We start from the raw sequence: 25,005 nt of genomic DNA, 5'->3' as shown, positions 1-25,005 counted from the left end.
CGAATTGAGGTCTGCGTATGACAAATACCGCCTTTTTGTTCCCGGGGCAAGGGTCGCAATATGTCGGCATGGGAAAAAGGTTGCACGATCAGTTTACCGCGGCAAAGCTGTTGTTCGAAGAAGCTAACGACACGTTAGGTTATGATCTTGTCAAATTGTGCTTTGAGGGCAGTCATCAAGAACTGATGCAGACCATGAATACGCAGCCGGCGATTTTGGCCGTAAGCGTCATTGCCTTCGAAATCGGCCGACAAGAACTGGGCTGGGAGCCCCGTTTTATGGCGGGACACAGTCTTGGCGAATATTCGGCCCTTGTGTGCAGCGGAGTTATGTCTTACCGGGACGGATTAAGCATTGTAAGAAAACGGGGGATGCTGATGCAAGCGGCGGTCTCCTCCAGCCTCGGTGCGATGGCCGCCGTGACGCATGTAACCGCGGATCAACTGGACGAATGGTGCCGCAGGACAACGACGGAAACCTCGCAGGTGGTCATTGCCTGCTATAACTCCTTGCGGCAGCATGTCATTGCCGGCCACCAGGAGGCTGTCCGGGCCGTAGCGGATCGGGTGCTGGAAGCGGCGCCACATGCGAGCGTGAAATATTTGAACGTGAGCGCTCCTTTCCACAGCCCGCTGATGCAGTCCGCGGCGGACAAGCTGGCGCTGGAATTGCGGAATGTGGAAACCGGGCCCGGGCGATGGCCGATTATCTCGAATGTCACGGCCCGGCCTTATGGGCGGGAAGAGCTGGTTGAGCTGCTCTATCGCCAAATGACTCATCCGGTTCGCTGGCGGGAGACGATGGAGTACTTGCACCGGAACGGCATGGACCGGGCGGTGGAAGTCGGGCCTCGCCAGGTGTTGACTCAGCTCATGAAGGAGACTTATCCGGCCGTACAAACCTTCCATGTGGAGCATCCGCAAGAAATGAACACGCTGCGTCCGTTATTCGCTGCGGACGAGACTCGGCGCGACTCCGCGATCGCTGCGGCACAGGCGGCTTTAACGGCCGCCCTCATCGCCCGAAACCGGAATGAGGATGCTGAGGCCTACACAACCGGCGTTGTCGAGCCCATTCGGCAAACCCGGGAACTGATCGAACAAATGCGTCGTCGGGACGGGAATTTGGACGTCATTCAAATCCTGGACCGGATAAGGGAATTGCTGCAGCAGATCTTGAACACCAAACAACTGCCGCCGGACAAGCAGAACGACATTGTCGGCAAACTTCAAGCCATCGGACAGCCGGCCGTCGTATTGCATTGATAAACTTATTTTTTGGGGGGGAAATGGGTGTACACCAAGCAATTTGCAAGTCTGACCGACGTCATGAAAGAGAGAGGAACATCCGAAAATCGAGGCATTACGTTCATTGATGGTGAGGATCAGGAGGTTCGCCTTTCCTATAAGGAGCTGTATGAAGAGTCCTGCCGATTCCTGGGATACCTGCAGCAGCAGGGGGTTAGCCCCGGGCGGGAAATCGTGTTTCAAATCGAGGACAACCGCCGGTTCGTTACGGCTTTCTGGGCGTGCATCCTTGGCGGCATGATCCCGGTCCCCGTCAGCACGGGCAACAATGATGAGCACAAAAGCAAGGTGTTTCGCATCTGGGAGGTGCTGAACGACCCTTATCTGCTGTCCGATTCCAGAATTCTGCTGGATTTGGAGACCTTTACGGAGAAGAGCGGACAAGTTCATTTATTCGATAAGATCCGCGGAAACGTAACTCTTATTGACGACGAGACGGTATTTGCCGGATCATACGACCCCAAACTCCATACCGCCCATCCCGACGAAATCGCCTTTATTCAATTTTCCTCAGGATCGACAGGCGATCCCAAAGGGGTTATGTTGACGCACCAAAACTTGATTCACAACGTTTGCGGGATACTCAACAGTTCCAAAATCACGGCGGAAGACTCCTATTTGCAATGGATGCCTCTGACGCACGATATGGGACTGATTTGCAACCACATCTCTCCGTTAACCGCCAATTTGGATCAATGGATCATTCCGACGTCCCTTTTTATAAGACAACCTCTCTTGTGGATCAAAAAAGCGAGCGAGCACCGGGTAAGCATCATCTCCTCGCCGAATTTCGGTTATAAGTATTTTCTTCAGTTCTTTAAACCGGAAAAGGCAGATTCCTGGGATTTATCCCGGATTCGCATTATTTATAACGGAGCGGAGCCGATTTCCACCGATCTGTGCCACGCCTTTTTGGAAACGCTGGCTCCTTACGGTTTGAAGCGGACGGCGATGTGTACCGTATACGGACTGGCTGAGGCCTCAGTAGGTGTTGCCCTTCCCCCCGTGGAGGATGAATATGTGACCGTCTATGTGGACCGCCGGCACCTGAACCTGGGGAACCGGGTCGTTGAGGTGGACCGGGAATCGGCCCATGCGCTCTCATTTGTCGAGGTCGGCTATGCGATAGACTATTGTCAGTTCCGGATTTGCGACGAGGAAGATGTTGAACTGACGGAGGGGACGATAGGCCACATCCAGATCAGCGGACCCAACGTAACCCGGGGCTATTACAACAATCCGGAAGCGACAGGAAAATTGTTGACGGCGGACGGCTGGGTACGAACCGGCGATTTGGGATTCCGCCGCAACGGTCAGCTGGTCATTACCGGGCGGACGAAGGATATTATCTTCGTTAATGGACAGAACGTGTATCCTCATGATGTGGAGCGGATCGCCGAGGAAGTGGACGGCGTGGAACTCGGCCGGGTGGCGGCCTGCGGGGTCTACAACAAGGATCTCAAGAAGGAAGAGATCGTGCTGTTTGTCGTTTCCAAAAGAAAACTGGATAAATTTTATCCCATCGCACGTGAACTTAAGCGGCTATTGAACGAACGCGGCGGCTGGGAAATCGCCGATATCGTGCCGATCAAGCGAATGCCGAAGACGACCAGCGGAAAGGTGCAGCGCTATAAGCTTGCCCAGCTGTATAGGGACGGCGAGTTTATCGAGGTATCCCGGGAAATGGAAGAGTTGGCACGGGTCCGCAAGGCGGACCAAACGGAGCGAACGGAGGAATTGCGGGAATTCCGCGGTCCGGAGCTTACGCAAACGCAAATCGAGCGGGATATTCAACAAATATGCCGTGAGGTGCTCGGAAAAGACGAGATCGGCATTCGTGACAGTTATTTTGAAATGGGAGCCGGCTCCCTGCATCTGGCACAAATGGCCGACCGGATCGAACAGAAATTCGCGATCAAGCTGGCGGTCGCCGATTTGTTCGCCTACCCTTCGATCGCCGCTCTGGCCAAATACCTGAAGACGGAAGAAACGTTGCTCCGAACTTCGGAAGCAAAGGGAGCCGGAACATCCAGGCGCGATGACAGGGATATCGCCATTATCGGCATGTCCGTCTATTTGCCGGGCTCGGCGACACTCCGGGAGTATTGGGGGAATTTGGCGGAAGGACGCCATCAAATCGGCGAACTTCAGGCGAACCGGCGGGAGGACGCCAAGGACTATTTGTCGGTCATCGGGCTGGAGCGCCAGGAATCCGACTTTAGACCCGGCGGCTATTTGAAGGAAATCGATAAATTCGATTATGCGTTCTTCAAAATTTCCCCCAACGAAGCCAAACTGATGGACCCGAATCAGCGGTTGTTTACGCAGCAAGCCTGGCAAACCCTGGAGGATGCGGGGTATGCGGGAGACAAACTGCGCGGCAGGAAAGTGGGAGTCTACGCCGGCTTTTCAAAGGTAGGATACGATTACGAACGTCTGATTTCCAAAAATGAGCCGGAACGGATTTCCAATTATATCGTGGGGAATCTGCCGTCCGTTTTGGCCAGCCGTATCGCCTATTTCCTCGATTTAAAAGGCCCGGCGGTTACCGTGGACACGGCCTGTTCCTCGTCTTTGGTCGCTGTTCACATGGCCTGCCAGGCCATTCGCCAGGGCGAATGCGAAATGGCGCTGGCCGGCGGGGTCCGAACATCGCTGCTGCCCCTGTCTTTAGGATTGGATATGGAATCCGGAGACGGCTGTACCCGAACTTTTGACGCGGATTCCGACGGGACAGGGGTGAGCGAGGGGGTCGCTTCGGTATTATTGAAGCCGCTGAGTCGGGCCGTGGAGGACAAAGACCATATCTATGCGGTGATCAAGGGCAGCGCAGTAAATCAGGACGGGACGACGGTAGGGATTACCGCGCCAAACCCGGTTTCGCAAACGGAAGTGATCCGGGCTGCATGGCGGGATGCGGAATTGGACCCCAAGGACCTGGCGTTTATTGAAGCTCATGGAACGGGGACGAAACTGGGCGATCCCGTGGAGTTTTCCGCGCTGGAAAAAGCTTTTGCCGGGTATACGGACAAGAAACAGTTCGTCGCATTAGGTTCCGTAAAAGCAAACATCGGCCATACGTTCGAAGCGGCCGGAATCGCCAGTTTGATTAAATCGGCGCTCATGCTGAAGCATCGGCAAAATCCGCCGCTGATTCATTTCAAAGAGCCGAACAAAAACATCCGCCTGGAACAGTCGCCTTTCTATATTAATACGGAGCTCGCTCCGTTTGATGAGTCCGAACTGCCGCTCAAATGCGGAGTCAGCTCGTTTGGCTTCAGCGGAACGAACTGTCATGTGGTGATGGAGGAATATGTCGATCCGGCGTCGGAAACGCCTGTTCAAGAGAAAGGGCAAGACTTGGTGTTTGCTTTATCGGCCAAAACGGAAGGCTCCCTTCGGGAACTGCTGCAACGGTACGTGAACCATTTGGATCTGTACCCGCATCAGACCTTGGCCGATATTTGCTACACGGCAGGGACGGGGCGAGCCCATCTGGAGCATCGAATCGCTCTTGTGTGCCAAACGCGGGAACAACTGTCCCGCAAGCTGTCCGACCTTTTGGCCGATGCAGGACAAGAGGGCGTCTACCGGGGCGTTTACAGGGTCGTTTCGGATTGGGGACGGGAACGGAAGCCCGGTGAAATTACGGAAACGGAATTGGCCCGAATCAGTGATGAAGCGGCGGCCATCGTATCCAAGAGCGACTCGGGAGATACGGAAGCCCGGGGACTTCGGCTTGAACGCTTGTGCGAGCTGTATGTTCAAGGAGCGCGTATCGACTGGGACCAGCTCTATGCCGAGCTTTCCCCCCAGAGGGTCCCTTTGCCGTTATATCCTTTCGAACGCAAACGCTGCTGGATCGATATTGATCCCGCGAAGCTCCGGACAACGGAGAAGTACTCGAATACGAATCAGGGTGAGTGGACGATGACGATGACGGAAACGACCAGCTTGACGGACGATGTGGAACATGCAGTGAAGCGAATGATAAGCGCCGCCTCGGGTTTGGACTTGACGGAGATTGACGACCACGCGCATTTCCTGGAAATGGGACTGGACTCCATCATGCTAGTGCGGATTCGCAAGGAGATTGAGGAAGTGTACCATTTGGATATTGCGATCGAACGGTTTTTCGATTCCATTACCAATGTACAAAGTTTGACCGCGTATATTATCCAAAATGGAGATCCGCAGCCGGAGGTTCGGACGGAGCCTCCTCAACATCGGGATGAACCGGTACGGGAGGAGCAATCCGTGCTTCGGGAAGCGGAGGATCAGCAGCTTCAAGCCGCGGCGGCGGTTTCCGTGGAAGCCGGGGAGTGGGCGGTTCCCGCTGCGGAGAGCACGGAATTGGAGCGCATTCTGGCGCGGCAGATCGAGCTGATGAGCCTTCAACAGCGGAGTGTGGCCGATATCCTTGGACAGCAGTTGGAGCTCCTGAGCGGAAGCGCGGGAAAGAAAAGCATGTCCCAAAGGGGCGCGCAGCAGCTTCGTGTGGTCCCGGGGGTGAAGCCGGGAAAAGTCGATGACGCCGAAAAGATAGCGGCGATCAGACCGGAGGACACGGCTCTTCCGGTAGCCAAAGCGGGCGTTGCGGCCAAAGCGGAAATCGCGGCTAAAGCGGAGAAAGATTCGCAGGAGCCGAAGCCGTTCATCCCTTATCAACCGATGATCATTGGAGAGGCCGGGGAGTTTACCAAGATGCAGCGGCAGTATCTCGACCGCTTCCTCTCGGAGTATGCAAGGAGAACGCAGGGGTCCAAAGCTTATACGCAGCGAACGCGTTATGTGCACGCCAACAACCGCAATGTTTCGGGTTTCCGCTCCTACTGGAAAGAGGCGATATATCCGATCATTGCCGAGCGTTCCTCCGGGTCGCGGATGTGGGATGTGGACGGAAATGAATACATTGATCTAACTATGGGATTCGGTGTGAATCTGCTGGGCCATAACCCGGATTTCCTCGTGGCGGAAATGAAAGCGGGCTCGTCCCCTACGCTGCCGCCGTTGGGTCCGATGTCGGACCTGGCCGGGGAAGTGGCGGAGCGGATCAGCCGGATCACGGGAGTCGATCGCGTAGCTTTCTACAATTCCGGCACGGAAGCCGTCATGGTGTCGCTGCGTACGGCCAGAGCGGCAACGGGACGTTCGAAGGTCGTCATCTTCTCCGGGTCCTACCATGGTACATTCGACGGAGTTTTGGGCGTGGCCGATCCGGAATCGGACGAAGCTTCGGCGCTGCCGATGGCACCGGGTATCCAGGAGAATTTTGTCCGAGACGTGATGATGTTGAACTACAATAAGCCCGAAACCCTGGACGTGATCCGCAAGCATGCCCATGAATTGGCCGCCGTGCTCGTAGAGCCCGTGCAGAGCCGTCGGCCGGATTTGCAGCCGGGCCGGTTTTTGCAACAGCTCAGAGAGATTACTTCCCAGTCGGGAACGGCGCTGATCTTCGACGAAGTCATCACCGGTTTCCGTATTGGACTGGGCGGCGCCCAGGCCTGGTTCGGCGTTCAGGCCGATCTGGTGGTGTACGGCAAGGTGGTGGGTGGAGGAATGCCGATCGGGATCGTGGCCGGGAAAGAACATTTTATGGATCCGATCGATGGCGGGACCTGGAATTTCGGCGACGATTCCTATCCGCGGAAGGCCGCCCAAAAAACGTTCGTCGGCGGAACGTTCTGCACCCATCCGCTGACGATGCGCGTAGCCTTAAGAACGATCGATTTTTTGGAATCGCAAGGCTCCGCGTTGTACGAGGAATTGAACAGCAAGACGGAGAGGTTCGTCCGCGAGCTGAACGCCTTCTTTAAAGCAGGCAACGTACCGATTTATATGGTGAATTTCGGTTCGTTGTTCCGGTTTGTATCTTTTGGCGACATTGAACTGTTCTTTTATCATTTGATTCATAAAGGGCTGTATGTGTGGGAAGGACGGAACTGTTTCCTGTCCACCGAGCACACTCAGGAAGACATCGACGAAATCATCCGCATTGTAAAAGAGAGCGTCGGCGATCTGCAGCGGGGCGGCTTTCTACCGGGAATTCCATTGCCGCCGGACGATGACGGCGGAGGGAGGAGCGTCCGGTTATCCAATGAACAGAAGCAGCTGTGGATGTCCTCCGTTTCCGGGGGACCCGCCTCCGCTTCCCTGAACGAATCCGTTTTGCTCCATATGAAGGGGGCGCTGAACCTGGTAGCCTTGCAGCAAGCGGTAGATCTGCTGGTTCAGCGCCACGAAGCTTTACGAACCGTCATCGATGCAAGCGGGGAATGCCAAGTCATTCTGCCCCAAGCGCATGTTCCGGTTCAGGTTCAAGAATTGCGCGGCCGTTCCGGCGCCGAGGGCAAGGACGAGCTGGATCGTTGGATGGCCGAGGATGCTTCTCGAGCATTCGATCTTCATGCCGGGAAGCCTTTGTTTAGAATTACCGTACTTCAACTGGCCGAACAGGAATCGATCCTGGCACTTACGTTTCATCACATTGCCGTTGACGGTTGGTCCATTGCGGTGTTTGCCGGCGAATTGGAAGAAGCCTACTCGGCTATCTGCCAGAAACGCGGGCCTAAGCTCCCTCAGCCTGTCCAGTTCCGTGAGTATTTACAGTGGCAGGAAAGGAAGCTGAAGCAGCCGGAAGCCGATGAGGCCGCGGCGTTCTGGACCGCGCAATTCGAGCGGCCCGTTCCCGTCGTGCAACTGCCGTCGCCGAGCGGACATCTCGTCAAGAAGACGTTTAAAGCCGGCAGACAAACTGTAACACTTGATCGCGATATCACGAAAGAGTTGAGAGCGCTAAGCATCCGCAGCAAAAACAGCTTATTCATCACGATGCTCGCGGCTTACGGTTTGTTTTTGCATCGGCTTGCCGGACAAGGACAAATTGTCGTCGGCATCCCGACCGCGGGGCAATCCCATATGGGGGAAACCCATCTGGTAGGAAATTGCGTGAATATGCTTCCGGTGTATACGGAAATCAACGGCAGCGAGACCGTCGCCGATTACATGGATGCCGTAAAGCTGGCTATGCAGCGATTGGACCGGCATCAAAGCTATTCTCTGGCAAGCCTGGTCGAACGCATGCCAGGGGCGCATATGCCCGCCATCAACATCTTATTCAATATGGACCGTCCGGTACGCCGCCTGAACTTCAGCGGATTGGACACCGAAATGATCCCTTATCCGGTACAGCATCTGCATTATGACCTGTTTCTCAACGTGACGGAGATTAACCAGGAATTAAGATTGGATATCGATTACAGCACCGATTTGTTCGAACCCCGGGTGATGGAGCTCTGGGCGGAAGGATACCGCCAATTGCTGCTGGCCATGGCGCAGGATTCATCCCGGAAGGTGTCTGAGCTGTCGTTGATGTCGGAGGAGCAGTCCCGGTTTGTCTTGCAGCTAAGTCACCGGCATGGAGCACATATTCTTGACTCCTTCCGGCATCCGCTTCCCGTAGGCGCTGTGGGCGAGCTGCACATAACGGATCCGGAGGCGGGGGCCATGGTACCTTCGGGGAAGCTGGGGATGTTCACGCCTTCCGGAGCTTTGAAAATTTGCGGCGAGACCCAACGCATAGCAGAGATCCGCGGATACCGCGTCAATCTGTCGCAGTTGGAAGAGAAGCTGCGGGAGCTACCCGGTCTGGAAGAGGCTCGGGTGCTGGTTCGGGTGGTTGACGGGCGACATATGCCGGAACTTATGGCTTACATTGCTCCCTCCCCGGGAAGGGACGCCTCACAACTAAGAGCCGAGATGACAGAGCGTCTGCCCGAATATGCGATCCCTACCCATGTGGTTATGCTGGAGTCGTTCCCGCTGCTGGAAGATGGGGCCGTTGACGTAGGCAGGCTGCCGGAACCGGCTGCATTTTCGCGGAATGCCGAGCCGCTAAACGGAACGGAAGCGGGAATTGCCCGGATTTGGAGCGAGCTCCTTGGCGTTGAGAAGATCGGTGCGCAAGATCATTTCTTCGCCCTGGGCGGGAATTCCCTGAAAGCCACCGTGATGCTGTCGCGAATTTATCAGGAGTTCGGCAGGCAAATTCCGATCGGACCATGGTTCCAGCAACCGACGATTCGGCAGCTGGCGCGTATGCTGGACAGCGGCCCGGAAGACTCGTACGAACCGATTCCGCTGCAGGAGAGGCGGGATACTTATGAAATTTCAGCCGCCCAGAAGCGCATTTATATTTTGGAGCAGCTTGATGAAAATCCATGGGTCCATCATATTCCGGGCCGGATTACACTCCAGGGCAAGCTGGACCGCGAGCGGATTTTGAAGGCGCTGGAGCAAATTGCCGCCAGACATCAGGTGTTCAGAACGACCTTTGAAATTCAGAACGGGGACATCGTCCAACGGGTCGGCGAACCGGCTGCCCTGAAGATCCCGTACACGGAGCTGTCTCCAACGGAAACCTTGGAAGACCGGTTCCGGCATTTTATGAAGCCGTTCGACCTGACCCGAGCCCCGCTTTTCCGGGCGGAGCTGGTTAAGGTGTCCGAAACGGAGCATGTTTTGTTTGTGGATACGCATCATTTGATCTCGGACGGTTATTCCATGGCCGTATTTATGCGGGAACTGGTGGAACTGTACCAAGGGCATGTTCTGCCGGAGTTGAAGGTGCAATATACCGATTTCTCCATTTGGCAGCACCGCGTGACGGACGAACAAAAAATAATGAAGCAGGAAGCGTACTGGCTTCATCAATTGGAAGGGGAGCCGCCGGTTTTAAACTTGCCGACGGACTATCCGCGCCCGGGTCAGTTGAGCATGGAAGGCGAGCGCTTGCGCCTGGTCCTGGACGCGGGCCTGACAGAGCGGCTCCGCCGTCTTGCGGCGGAAACCGGAACGACGCTGTTTATGGTCTTGCTGTCCGCTTATAAGGTGCTGTTGCACAAATATACCGGGCAGGATGACCTCATTGTCGGTACTCCGGTTTCCGGGCGCAATCATCCCGACATCGAGCCGTTGATTGGCGTGTTCATCAATACCGTCGCCATTCGCAGTTACCCGGTCAAAGACAAAACGTTCCACGCCTTTTTGGAAGAGGTCCGGCGCAGTTGCCTCGGTGCGTTCGACCATCAGGATTACCCGTTCGAATGGCTGGTCGACAAGCTTAACATCCGGAGAGATACCAGCCGGAATCCGCTGTTCGATACGATGTTCATTTTGCAGAACATGGAGATGGAGGAAATGTCCGCGGCGGGCGTGACTTTTAAACCGGAAGAGATCAATCCGGGAGTGTCGCCCTATGATCTCACGCTGAGCGCCGAGGACTGGGACGAGAAGTCCGTCGCGTTGCACCTGGATTACAGCACCGCGCTGTTCAAGCGGGAAAAAGCGGAGCGGATGCTGTCCCATTATGCGAATATTTTAAGCGCCGTGGCGAACTACGCGGATGTGCGTTTATCTCAAATCGACCTTTTGTCCGCAGAGGAGCGCCGGCAGCTGCTTGTTGATTTTAATGCAACCGAGATGACCTACGACCTGGAGTTGACGGTCGACCTGCTGTTTAAACAGCAGGCGGAACGCACCCCGGATGAGGTTGCGATTGTCTGGAACAGCGAGCCGTATACCTATCGTCAGTTGGACGAGAAATCGGACCGGCTTGCCTCTTCGCTTCGGAACAAAGGGGTCGTGCCGGGAACAATCGCGGGTGTCATGGTTACGCGTTCGGTCCATATGATCGTTGCCTTGTTAGCGGTGTTGAAAGCGGGAGCCGCGTACTTGCCGATTGATCCTGATTATCCGGCGGACCGGATTGAATATATGCTGACCGACAGCGAAGCGGAAGTGTTGCTGACCGAGCCGGGATTGACCAACCCGGTGGCTGACCGCGTAACCACACTGTTCGTGCAGGATGAAAGTTTGTATCGGGAAACGGAACACAATAGCGGCGGACTGGAGCAGATGCATACGGCCGAGCATCATGCCTATGTCATTTATACCTCCGGGTCCACGGGCAATCCCAAGGGTGTCATGATCACGCACCGGGCGGTTCATAACTTTATCGAGGGGATGGCCCAAAAAATCAGCTTTGTCCCCGGGAAGAGCATGCTGGGCCTAACGACGATTTCCTTTGATATCTTTGTGCTGGAAACCTGGGTTCCTTTGGCCAAAGGACTTACCGTCGTCATTGCGAACGAGGCGAACCAGCTCGATCCCGCTGCACTCCACCGTCTGATTGCGGATCATCGCGTGGAAATGCTGCAGATGACCCCGTCCCGGTTAAAGATGCTGCTGGCCGCCGATCCGCATATGGCATTTCTACAAAATTCGACAGACCTCATGCTCGGCGGAGAACCGCTTCCGGTTCATTTGCTGCACCGGCTGCAGGAACTCCCTCATTTAAAAATTTTTAATATGTACGGTCCGACGGAAACCACGGTTTGGTCCTGCGTCAGCGAGGTGACAGCCAAGAAGCTGGTGGATATCGGCGGGCCGATTGCGAACACGCAAATTTATCTTGTTGATGAAAGCGACCAGATGGTTCCGATCGGCGTTCCCGGCGAACTATGCATCGGCGGAGACGGTTTGGCGGCGGGCTACTGGCGCCGGGAGGATTTGACGGAACAGAAATTCGTCGATAATCCGCACGCCGAAGGACGCAAGATGTACCGTACGGGAGACCTGGCGAAATGGAGGGAAGACGGGAGCCTGGAATACATCGGAAGAACGGATTTCCAGGTGAAAGTTCGCGGGTACCGGATCGAGCTGGAAGAAATCGAAAGGACGATGATCCGGCAGCTCCCGGTGAAGGAGTCCGTGGTGGCCGCCAAAGAGGATGAACTGGGCAATGCCTATTTATGCGCCTATTATGTGCCTCTGGCCGGGGCGGAGCTCGGATCGATTCGGGAAAGTCTGTTGAAGACGCTGCCCGAGTACATGGTGCCGTCCTATTTTATCCCGCTCGAGCGCATGCCTTTGACCCCGAACGGAAAAATCGACAAGAAGGCTTTGCCTGAACCGGAAGCGGAAGCGGGCCAGCATTCGCACGAGACCTATGTGCCGCCGGGAAATGCGATCGAAGAGCAGTTGGTTCGCATATGGCAGGAGGAACTGGGGGTAGCGCGAATCGGCATTTACGATAACTTCTTTGAACGCGGCGGCCATTCCCTGAAAGCGACAGTGATGATTGCCCGAATCAATCGGGAAATGGGCGCGGACATCCCGGTGAGAAGCTTTTTCAAATATGCCACCGTTCAGGGATTAGCCCGGCTGATTCAGCAAGCGGAGCGCAGCGACTTTGCCGAAATTCCCGTCGCGGCGGCGCAAAGCTACTATTCCTTGTCCCCGGCGCAAAAGCGCTTGTTCATGCTGGATCAGATGAACGGGGGCGGTACCTCTTACAACATGACCGCGGCTTTTGAAATCGCGGGAAAACTGGACCTTGAGAGAATGGAAGCGAGCTTCCGGGCTCTGATGCAAAGGCATGAAGCGTTTCGCACCTCCTTTCAAATGATCGACGGGGAGCCGGTGCAGATGATCCACACCGACTCGCCGTTTAAGGTCGAACATGCGGGATGGGTGAACGAGGCCGACTTGCACCGGATGGCCAAGCGTTTTGCGGCCCCATTCGATTTAAGCCGGGCCCCGTTGTTCCGGGCCACTCTGGCGCAACAAGGTGTGGACCATTATATTTTGCTGATCGATATGCACCATATTATTTCGGACGGCACCTCCATCGAAGTGTTCATTGAGGAATTCAATACGCTTTACAGCGGAGGGGAACTGCCGGAACTTCGCATTCAATATAAAGATTATGCCGTGTGGCATAATGAACAGTTGGCCAAGGGGGCATACGAGGAGCATAAGCAGTACTGGCTGGAGCAATTTGCCGGTGAACTGCCCGTGCTCAACCTGCCGGCCGATTTCCCGCGGCCCCAGGTTCAAAGCCAGAACGGAGCCGCGCTGGAGGCCGCGGCCGGCGGTGAGCTAACGGCCCAATTAAAGCGGTTGGCCCATGAGACGGGGACGACGCTGTATATGATTTTGCTGGCCGGCTACAGCGTCCTTTTGTCCAGGTACGCTGGGCAGGAGGACATTATCGTGGGCTCCGCGGTCGCCGGGAGAGAGCATGCCGATCTGCGCAAGGTGATGGGGGTATTCGTCAATACGCTGGCGATGCGAACCCGGCCGGAAGGTCGGAAGAGCTTCCGCACCTATCTGGAGGAAGTCAGAGAGGTCTGCTTGAACGCTTACGACCATCAGCAGTATCCGTTTGAGAGCTTGGTAGAAGCGTTGGCGGTTCCGAGAGATCTCAGCCGCAGCCCGTTGTTTGACGTGATGTTAACGATGCAAAATGCCGGAGAAGACGACTTTCAAGTGGAGGGCTTATCCGTCAAGCCGTATCCTCTGAGCCTGAATTCGACCAAATTCGATATCTCCCTGCTGGCCCGGGTAACGGAGGACGATATTTTTCTGGAATTTGTCTATTGCACGGCTTTATTTACCGCCGATACGATGCAGCGGTTTGCCCGGCTTTTGGTTCATGTGCTGCGGACGTTTGCGGATTGCCCGGATCTGGCATTGGCCCGCTTGTCCCTGCTATCCGGTGAGGAGAGGGCGGAACAACAAATGCCTGCCCTCCTTAGTCAGGAAGGCGAGGGTGGAGCCTCAGGCACCCAGCCTGAATACGCCACGGTCGTCGAATGGTTTGAAGCGCAGGCACAGCTTACGCCGAATGAAATTGCTTTGGTTTATGGGGAGGAGAGATGGAGTTTCTCCGAACTCAACGCGAAAGCGAACCGGCTGGCGAAAATGATGCTGGAAAGCGGTTTTTCGGAGGGAAGCGGCATAGCCGGAATCATGATGGAGAACCGGCCCGAGACGATGGCGGCATTGCTGGGTGTATTCAAAGCGGGGGGAGCCTACATGCCGATTGATCCCGAATTTCCGCAAGAGCGGATCAGGTTTATGCTGGCCGACAGCGGTTCGCAATTCCTGCTGACGTATGCCGACAGTTTAGCGGGATTGGAGAACGTAGAGCAGCTCTTCCTTTTGGATCAGCTTAAAACGACCGAAGGTCTGGAGTCTAACTTGAACATGCCTGTCCGTGAGGACGATCTGGCTTATGTTATCTACACCTCGGGCACAACCGGAACGCCGAAAGGGGTCATGATCGAACACCGGAATTTAACGAATTATGTACATTGGTTTGTCACGAGCCGGGGAATCGGCCGGGAGGACCGAACGATGCTGCTTTCTTCGGCCGGCTTCGATCTCTGCTATACCGCATTGTACCCCGCGCTCGTCAGCGGATGCGAACTGCACCTGCTTGACCGTCAGGATATTGTGGATCCGCAGTCTGTGCTGGATTATATATCGCTGCACCGAATCACCTATATCAAGGCGACGCCATCATTATTTCATCTGCTGGTGAACCATGAACGCTTCGACACGGTGGGAACCCTGGATTCGCTGAAGCTCATCGTACTGGGAGGGGAGAAGATCAAGATTCCCGATGTAGAGCGGTATTTCGCGCGATACCCGCATACGCGGTTCCTGAATCATTACGGCCCTACGGAAGCGACGATCGGGTGTGTTGCGCATTCGGTTGATTTGGACGGATTTCCGGCATTTTCACGGCAGCCGGTCATCGGCAGGCCGATCTTCCATGCGGAAGCTTATATTTTGGACGCTTACGGCAATTTGCTTCCGGACGGGGTGCCGGGAGAGCTTGCGGTCGCCGGCCGCGGGGTTGGGCGCGGTTATTTGAACAAGCCGGAGCTTACCGGGGAAAAGTTCGTCCCCCATCCGTTCAACCCCGAGCAGCGGCTTTACAAAACGGGAGATCGGGCTAAACGGCTGCCGGGCGGGGATATCGAGTTTATCGGGAGAATCGACCACCAATTGAAAATCCGCGGCTACCGGGTCGAACTGGCCGAAATCGAAGCTCAGCTTGCGGGTCATCCGGGGATCCGGGAAGTGGCGATTACTGTCAAGGAAGGCGGGGACGGCACCAAGTTTTTGTGTGCCTATGCGGTTACGCCTGAACCTCTGACAGCGGCGGAGATACGAAACTATTTGGCCTCCAGGCTGCCCGCCTACATGGTGCCTTCCGCTTACGTCTTTCTCGATCACATGCCGCTGAACGAGAACGGAAAGGTGAACCTTAAGGTCCTTCCCGAGCCCGTGATTGAATTGGAGCCATCCGATCCGGAATCGGCCCCGGTGAATGAAGCCGAGGAAATCCTGGTCCGGGTATGGGAAGAAATCCTGGGTGTTAAGGGAATCGGGACGAGCCATCACTTTTTTGAAAGCGGCGGAGACTCCATCAAGGCCTTGCAGGTATCTTCAAGATTAATGTCGCATGGGCTGAAAATGGAAATGAGAGATCTGTTCAAGTATCCGACCATCCGGGAATTAGGCAGATACGTACAGCCTCTGGCCCGCAAAACCGCTCAGGAACCGGTGACCGGGGAAGTCGGGCTTACTCCGATTCAAAGCCGGCTGTTTGAACAGCGATGGGAGCATATCCACCATTACAATCATTCCGTGATGCTCTTTCGGCGGGAAGGATTTGATCCGCTCATCGTCTCGCAGGCCTTCGATCGCTTGGTGGAGCATCATGATGCGTTGCGGATGAAATACCGGCAGGAGGAACATGGGGTCGTGCAAGTCAACGAAGGACTTGAGGGTCAAGGGTTTTATAACTTGCAAGTGATCGATGTAACGGGATCTGCCGATGAACGGGCCGAAATCGAGCGGCAATCGGCCGAGCTGCAGACGAAGCTGCATGTCGAAAGAGGCCCGCTTAGCCAACTGGCCGTTTACCACACGGCAGCCGGAGATTATTTATTGATCATTATTCACCATCTGGTGGTTGACGGGGTGTCCTGGCGGTTCATCCTGGAAGATTTCTCAACGGTCTATAAACAATTGCTTGAGCGGATTCCGGTTCGGCTTCCGGACAAAACCGATTCCTTCAAGGACTGGTCGGAGCGGCTCGCGGCGTATGCCGTGAGCGCCGGATTGCTGAAAGAAGCCGGATATTGGAACGCCGTTGAGCGGACGCCCGTGATTGAATTGCCCGTCGACCGCGCCATCTCGTTGAATCTGGCCGGGGATCATGCCAAAATGCAATGGACGTTGGACCCCGATTTAACGCGCAGCCTGTTAACGGATGCCCACCATGCCTACAGCACGGAGATCAACGATCTCCTGCTGGCCGCTCTGAGCCGGACGCTGCAGGAATGGGCGAGGGCCGGTTCCGTCCTGATCCAATTGGAGGGCCATGGCAGGGAAGACATCGTGAAGGGGCTGAATGTATCGAGAACGGCAGGTTGGTTTACCTCGATCTTCCCGTTCGTGCTCGGTTCGGCGGACACGGTGGATTTGGCCGGGCTGATCAAAAGAACCAAGGATGATTTGCGGAGGGTCCCGGGCAAAGGACTGGGCTATGAGATCATGAAGTATTTAACGGTCAAAAAGTCGAACGCGGAGCTTCCCTTGGAATTCCGGTTGAAACCGGAGGTCATCTTCAATTACCTGGGGCAGTTTGACCACGATGTCGCCCGGACGGATCTGTTCGAATTGTCCGGATTATCGACAGGACCCGAGGTCGGTGCGCGGATCGAAAAGGCCTATAAGCTGGAATTCAACGCCATGGTATCGGGCAAACAGTTCACGATGACCATGAATTACAACAGGCATCAATACCACACGGAAACGGTGGAATGGCTGGCCCGCCGGTACAGGGATCATCTGACCGAAATCATCCGTCATTGCTGTCGTAAAGAAGCCAAGGAAGTGACACCAACGGACTATCAGTACAAAAAACTTACGCAAAAACAATTGGATTCGATTTCCCAAAAGCTGAAAAAGAAGCTGTAATCTTTGCCTGATTGCGGAAGCTGCCGGATTTTGATCGAGAAGATCCGGCAGCGAAATAAATGGGGAGTGTGTGAATTTGAGCGAACATGAAATCGATAAGATCTACCCGCTTTCGCCGACGCAAGAAGGGATTTTATTCCACTCCTTGCTGGAACCGGACTCCGAAGCGTACTTTGAGCAGGTTTCGTTCACGCTCAAAGGGGAACTATGTCCCGAAACGCTGAAACGCAGTTTCGCGAAACTGGTCGACCGCTATGATGCGCTGCGAACGGTATTTATATTTACGGAAGTGGAACAGCCCTTGCAAATCGTGCTGAACCAGCGTGATCCGCAAATCGACTACATGGACGTAACCGGATATCCCCAAGACGAACGGTCCCGAAGGGTGGAAGCTTATCAAGACCAAGACCGGGAGCGGAAATTCGATTTGGAAACCGGACCGCTGCTGCGGATGGCTGTTTTTAAAATGGACGAAGAAGTCCATAAGGTCGTCTGGAGATTTCACCACATTATTATGGATGGTTGGTGTATGGGGATCCTGGCTCAAGATTTATTCCGGATTTATGAGGCGCTGGCGGGCGGTCTTCCGCTTCAACTGGACCCCGCTTATCCGTACAGCGACTATATCATGTGGCTGAGTGAGCAGGACCAGGAAGAGGCGCTGCGGTATTGGGGCGGCTATCTGGGAGATTATGAACTGCAGGCTCGGGTTCCCTCCGTTGGAGGCGAGGCGAAAGATGGGTTCGATCATCGAAGATATCAGTTTAAATGGGATGAGAAAACGACCCGGCGTCTCCAGAGGCTGGCTGTAAACAACCAAGTGACTTTAAGTACGGTATTTCACGCCATTTGGGGTATCTTACTGCACCATTACAACCATTCCGAAGATGTGGTATTCGGCTCGGTCGTCTCGGGAAGGCCGCCTGAACTACCGGGAATCGAGAGCATGGTAGGCTTGTTCATCAACACGCTTCCTTTGCGGGTCAAGAGCGGCGCGGGCACTTCGTTTCGGGAACTGCTTCGTCAAGTGCATGATTCGATTCTGGAGGCGAACCGCTACAGCTATGTTTCCCTGGCGGATATTCAAGCGAAAACCGCGCTTAAGCATCATCTGATTAACCATATTCTCGTTTTTGAAAATTATCCGCTGGAAACGACGAACGGCGACGGAGAGAAAGCTCTTTCCGTGACCGATAGCGAAATGTTGGAGCATACCAACTATGATCTGGATATTACGGTGTTTCCCGAACGGGAACTCGAAGTACTGTTTACTTATAACGGGCTCGTCTATGAGGAAAGCTTGCTGCGGAGCCTGGAAGGCCATTTGAGGCGGATCGTGGAGACCGTCCTGGAGAATGAGCGGATTTTGGTTCAAGACATCGATATCATTACGGACCAGGAAAAAGAGACGATCCTTGCCGACTTTAACCGCACGGACAAAGCGTTCAGGCTGGACAAGCCCGCCCACCGGTTATTCGAAGAAAACGTTCGCCGTCATCCCGATAAAATCGCGCTGCTCTATAGAGAGGAGGCGATTACGTACGCCCGGTTGAACCGGAATGCGAATCGCCTGGCGCGCATTTTTAGGGAGCGCGGCCTGGGTCACGGCGATTTTGCGGCCGTTATGCTGGAGCGCTCGCCGTTGATGGTTGAAAGCATTTTGGCGATATGGAAACTCGGAGCCGCGTACATCCCGGTAGACGTTTCTTACCCCGAGGAGCGAAAGGCCAGGATTGTCGCCGACTCGGAGGCCAAAATCATCGTGACGCTTTCCGACTATGCGGATGAAGGCTTATGTCACCGGTATCCGGGCCGGCTTGTCGAGATGGACCTTCTGGTTCGCCCGGCGGATCAGGAAGCGGAGAGCGATCTTGACCTGCCGGTGGCCATGACCGACCTGGCCTATACGCTTTTTACTTCGGGCTCCACCGGGAGACCGAAAGGCGTCATGATCGAGCATTTGGGCATGCTCAATCATATTTGGGCGGAGGCGGACGATCTCGGCTTAAACGATCAACTAATCTTTGCCCAGACGGCAAATCACTGCTTCGACATTTCGGTATGGCAGTTGTTCGGCGCTTTGATACTGGGGGGAACAACGGCGATTTATCCGGACGAGCTGATCCTGGAACCCGGTTCATTTATTCATCATGTGATCCGGGATCGGGTAACTTTGCTCGAAGTGGTCCCCTCTTATTTGGGGATTTTGCTGGACATCGTGGAGGAGCGGGTAATCCGCTTCGAACATTTGCGGCATCTGATGATTACCGGTGAGGCGGCGACGCCGGCCCTGGTTGCCCGCTGGTTTGAGCTTTGCCCGGATGTCAGAATGGTCAACGCCTACGGACCCGCGGAAGCATCCGACGACATCTGCCAATACGTGATGGATCGGACGCCGGAGAATCGCGGGTACATTCCGGTCGGAAAGCCGCTGCCCAATATCCGCATCTATATCGTGAATAGCCGGATGCGGCTGTGCCCTGTCGGGATCGTGGGAGAAATCTGCGTGGCCGGCATCGCGGTCGGAAGGGGCTATCTGAACGATTCGGAACGGACGGGTCAAGTCTTTATGGAGGATCCGTTCGGTCCGGAATCTGGCGTGCGGTTGTACAAAACCGGAGATTTGGGCCGATGGCTCCCGGACGGAAATCTCGAGTTTGTCGGCCGGAAAGACCATCAGGTTAAAGTCAGAGGCTTTCGTATCGAACTGGGCGAAATCGAACACCGGTTGAGCGAGCACGAACAGATCCGGGAAGCCGCCGTTCTTGTGAAGGAATCCGGTGAAGGCGAAAAATACTTGTGCGCCTACTATACTGCGAACCACGCCCTTCCGGTGTCCGGACTGAAGGATTATTTACATGGTTGTTTACCGGAATACATGGTGCCCGCCGTCTTTGTCCAATTGGAAGAGATGCCGCACAATGCCAACGGAAAAATCAACCGCAGCCAGCTGCCCGATCCGGTTGATCTCCGGTCCGACGAAGGTTTTGTACCGGCCCGCAACGGGACGGAAGAGACCTTGGTTTCCATTTGGTCGGAGGTTTTGGACGCCGGACGTGTCGGTACGCACGATAATTTCTTTGAATTGGGCGGCCATTCCCTGAAAGCAACGGTGATCGTGTCGAGAATACACGGAGAGCTTGGCGTGGACGTGAAAGTGAAGGACGTGTTCCGCTTCCCGACCGTGGCGCTTCTGGCTGAACGGATTGGGGAGTTAAACGACGGGAGGAGCCCAACCTCGTCCATTTTTCCGGTTCCGGCCAGTATCCATTACCCGGTCAGCCCGGCGCAAAGAAGAATGTATGTGTTGAACACCCTGGAGGAGTCGGGCTCAACCGCCTACAATATGCCGTTCGCCTATCGCGTTGCGGGGGAAGTAAACACGGCGCATTTGCAGCGGATTGTCGATCAAATGGTGGAGCGGCACGAGGTTTTCCGCACCTCATTTCACGTCGTGGACGGTGAACTTGTGCAAAAGGTTCATCCCCGGGCGCACTGCCGGGTGGAAACCGTGGAGATGCTTGGCGCGGCAAGAGAGGAGGTTCAGCGGCAAATCTCCTCCTTCATCCTTCCCTTTGACTTGGAGGAAGCTCCGTTGCTGCGAATTCGTCTGCTGCAAACCGGACAAGAAGAGAATGTGCTGTTCATCGACATGCATCATATTATTTCCGACGGCCTGTCTGGGGACCTGATGCTGCGTGAACTGGAACAGTTGTATCGGGGTGACCGGCTGCCGCCGCTGGAAATTCAGTACAAGGATTATGCGGCCTGGTTGAACGGACGGCTGTCGGGCGAAGAGATGAAGGCGCATGAGGCGTATTGGCTGGAGCACTTCAGCGGGGAACTTCCCGTGCTGAACTTGCCCTTGGATTACAGAAGGCCAGCTATGCAAAGCTTTAACGGCGAAACCCTGCCGTTTTCGCTGCAATCCGAACTTTCCGGTGCGCTTCGGGAGCTGTCCCGAGACACGGGCTCCACTTTGTTTGCCGTCATGCTGTCCGCTTATTATGTACTCTTGTCGAAATATACCGAGCAGGAGGATATCGTAGTCGGATCGCCGGTCGCCGGACGCCAACACCGGGATGTCCAGGACATGTTGGGGATGTTTATCAATACGGTGGCGCTGCGCGGTTTTCCGGAACGGCAGAAGACGTTCCGCCAGATTGTGCAGGAGGTCCGGGACCATACCTTGTCGGCGATCGATCATCAGGATTTGCCGTTCGAACGGCTGGTCGAGCTGCTCAATGTCGACCGGGACACGAGCCGCAACCCGCTCTTTGATACGATGTTCAATTTGACGGACCGGGAGAAGCCGCAAGTTCAGCTCGGCGAATTGCTCCTTACCCCATACGAATTGAAGCATGAAATCTCCAAGTTCGATCTCATGCTGGATGTGTATGCGGATGAAGCGGAGATTCATTTTGATCTGCAATATAATACCGATCTTTTTAAAAAACCAACCGCTGCGCAAATCGGCCGGCACTACGTAGAGCTTCTGCAAAACCTGGTTGTTCACCCGGATCGCCCTTTGGCCGCAGCCGAATGGCTCTCAGAGAATGAGCGGGAGAAGTTGATCGAACTGGGCCGGGGGAAAGCCGCGGATTACGATTTCAGCTTGACGTTGCCCCGCCGGTTTGAGCGGTTTGTCTTGGAGCAGCCGGAAGAAACGGCAGTGAAATGCGGCGGGAACGTCTGGACTTATGCGGAACTGAATGCCCAAGCGAATCGGATCGGCCGCTATTTGCAAAGACGTTTAGGGGAAATGCCGGCTGATACGGTTGCCGCGGTCATGCTGGAGCGTTCCCCCGATTTTATCCAGAGCGTGCTCGGAATTTGGAAGGCGGGCGGGGCTTATGTGCCGATAGACATCGAGTACGGGGTAAAGCGGAAAGCTCGTATCCTGGAGGATTCCGGGGCACAAATACTCATTACTCATTCGGAATTTCTGCAGGATGGTTTGGAAGCCCTGTACGAAGGGGACATCTTGTGCCTGGACCAAGTGATGGATGAACTGATGCGCGAAATTCCGGAAAATCTGGAACATACCCATGATCCGGACAGCCTGGCCTATATCCTGTTCACCTCCGGATCCACCGGAAAGCCGAAAGGCGTAATGATCGAGCACAAGGGTCTGTTGAACCACGTCCTTGCGGAAGCCGATGAGCTGGGTTTGGACCGCCGCCTGGTCTTCGCCCAAAACGCGAATATCTGTTTTGATATTTCGGTTTGGCAGTGCTTCGGAGCTTTGGCTTTGGGCGGAACGACCGCTATTTACCCGCAGGAATCCGTATTGGAGGTCGAGCGGTTTATAGAGGGGATTATCGCAGACCGGGTCGCGCTTCTGGAAGTAGTCCCTTCCTATCTGGCGGTCATGCTGGACGTGCTGGAGCAGACCGGTGCGAAATTGCAAGCCCTCCGTTACTTGATGATTACGGGCGAAGCGATCAAGCCGGATCTGGCCCGAAGATGGCTTGCCTTATATCCCGGGATTCCCGTCGTGAATGCCTACGGGCCCGCGGAGGCGGCCGATGATATCAGCCAGCACGTGATTCGCGAACTTCCCGAGGGAGTGGACAACGTCCCTATCGGCAAACCGCTGGCGAATTTGAATCTGTATGTGGTCGACGAGCAGATGAACCTATGTCCGGCAGGCGTGTACGGGGAAATCTGCGTATCCGGAGCCGGGGTCGGCCGCGGTTATATTCACGATCCGGAAAGAACGGGCCAGTCGTTCATGGAAGATCCCTTTAGAAGGGGGACAGGGGAGTCGCTGCGACTGTATAAAACCGGTGATTTGGGACGCTGGCTTCCCGACGGGAATCTGGAGTTTGCCGGACGTAAAGATTTTCAGGTGAAAATCAGGGGCTTCCGCATTGAGCTGGAGGAAATCGAAGTTTGCATTCAGCAATCCCCTTTTATCCGGCAAACGGTCGTCTTGGCCAGGGAAGATGAAACCGGGAGCAAATATTTGTGCGCTTATTTGGTGCCAGACCCTTCCATGCTCGGCCATGAGGAAGATTGCATTCATAAGCTGAAGGAAGAATTGGCGGCCGCGCTGCCCGGCTATATGATCCCCGCTTATTTCATCACCCTGGAGCGGATGCCGCTGCTGGCCAGCGGCAAGGTTGACCGGGCCGCCCTGCCGGCTCCCGAGCGGGACAACGCTTCGGCGGACGATTACGCCGCACCGCGCGATGAAGTGGAGCGCATGCTGGCTTCGGTTTGGGAGGAGGTTCTAGGCGTCCGTCAGGTCGGCATCGACCACAATTTCTTCGAGCTTGGGGGAGACTCAATCCGCGCGATTCAAATATCCTCCAAGCTGAGCAGTCAAGGTTATACGCTGAAAATGAAGGACCTGTTTCAGAATCCGGTAATCCGGAAGCTGTCCAAGTATGTGGAAGCCGATCATCGTGAGATCGATCAAGGGCCTGTCGAGGGATTTGTTGAATTGACTCCGATTCAACGATGGTTCTTCGCATCCGGGTTCACGCCGGCGAATCATTGGAACCAGGCCGTCGTTCTCTTTAAGGAGGATGGGTTCGATCCAGAGATTCTTGCGGAAGCCTTCCGCGGGCTGGTCCGCCATCATGATGCATTAAGAATGGTCTATCGGCCGGATGGCGGAGGATGGAAGCAATACAACGAAGAGGCGGCCGGAGAGGATCCGCGTTCCTGGTTCGATCTGTTCGTAGCGGCCGTGCCGGAAGGGGAAGAGGGCCGGCTGGAAATCTCCCGTCAATTGGACCGGCTTCATGGCAGTATAGATCTGGAGCGGGGGCCGCTGGTCAAAGTGGGCTTGTTCAAGACCGGCTTGGGCGACCATTTGGCCGTCATCGTTCACCATTTGGTGATCGACGGCATTTCCTGGCGTATTTTGTTCGAGGATTTGACGCTGGCCTATCATCAAGCTCTCTGCGGCGAGCCGGTCGCGCTTCCGGCCAAAACGGACTCATACCAAACCTGGGCGAAACGGCTGAAAGAGTATGCGAACAGTGAGGCGATGCTACAAGAACGGCAATACTGGAAGCGGATCGAATCCGCGAACATAAAAGCGCTGCCGAAATCGTCACCCTACACGGGACAGGCGGCCAGGGTCGCGGATAACATGATCTACTCCTTCCGGTTATCCCAATCCGAGACGGAGGAACTACTCGGCAAAGTTCACAAGGTCTATAACACCGAAATCAACGACCTTCTGCTTGCCGCCCTAGGGCGGGCCGTATCGTTATGGACCGGGGAGGAGGACGTCCTTATCTGCCTGGAGGGCCACGGCAGGGAAGAAATTTTGAAAAATGTAAATATCAGCAGGACGGTCGGGTGGTTTACTTCCGTTTATCCCGTCGTCTTGAACGTTCCAAGCTCGGCGGATGTATCCTACCATATTAAATCGGTCAAGGAGGAGATCCGGCGGATCCCGAACAAAGGCGTCGGGCACGGAATCCTGAAATACCTGGCCGGGAGTCAAGACCTTGGCGATCTGCAGTTCAGGCTGGAGCCCGAGATCAAATTCAATTACCTGGGGCAATTCGACAACGACGTCAACACGGACCTGTTCCGGGCGTCCGACCTGTCTTACGGACAAACGGTCAGCCCGGAGGCCGAACGGGAAATCGCCCTGAACATTACGGGGCTTGTGGAAGACGGCCGCCTGATTCTGTCGATCGAGTATAACCTGACGGAATATGCGGAAGCGGACATTCGCGTCTTCGGAGAATTGTTCAAGACCCAGTTGACGGAAATCATCAAGCATTGCATGGAGAAAGAATCACGCGAACTGACGCCTTCGGACGTCGGCGGAAGCGATTTGTCCATCGAAGAGCTGGAAGCGATTATGGATTTTTATAAACAATAAACT

Annotated in this window: 3 protein-coding genes; all 3 read left to right on the top strand. The window is 55.1% G+C overall.

Going from position 1 to position 25,005, the window contains the following annotated elements; genetic code table 11:
• Window positions 1-17: 17 nt before the first annotated feature.
• The 3 genes from fabD (at window position 18) to LBW89_RS12615 (ending at window position 25,002) form a co-directional block, all read left to right on the top strand.
• On the top strand, window positions 18-1,265 hold the full coding sequence (gene fabD / locus LBW89_RS12625; RefSeq protein WP_225039254.1) for an ACP S-malonyltransferase: 1,248 nt from the start codon (window positions 18-20) through the stop codon (window positions 1,263-1,265).
• Between the two features lie 27 nt (window positions 1,266-1,292).
• Window positions 1,293-17,150, top strand: coding sequence for a non-ribosomal peptide synthetase (locus LBW89_RS12620; RefSeq protein WP_225039253.1), 15,858 nt, complete (start codon window positions 1,293-1,295; stop codon window positions 17,148-17,150).
• Between the two features lie 76 nt (window positions 17,151-17,226).
• Window positions 17,227-25,002, top strand: coding sequence for a non-ribosomal peptide synthetase (locus LBW89_RS12615; RefSeq protein ID WP_148451034.1), 7,776 nt, complete (start codon window positions 17,227-17,229; stop codon window positions 25,000-25,002).
• The last annotated feature ends 3 nt before the right edge of the window (window positions 25,003-25,005 follow it).

The organism is Paenibacillus sp. alder61, from assembly GCF_020179875.1.
Lineage (GTDB): Bacteria > Bacillota > Bacilli > Paenibacillales > Paenibacillaceae > Fontibacillus > Fontibacillus faecis.
The sequence above is the reverse complement of the archived record's forward strand: the minus strand, read 5'-3'. Positions and strand labels throughout refer to the sequence as shown.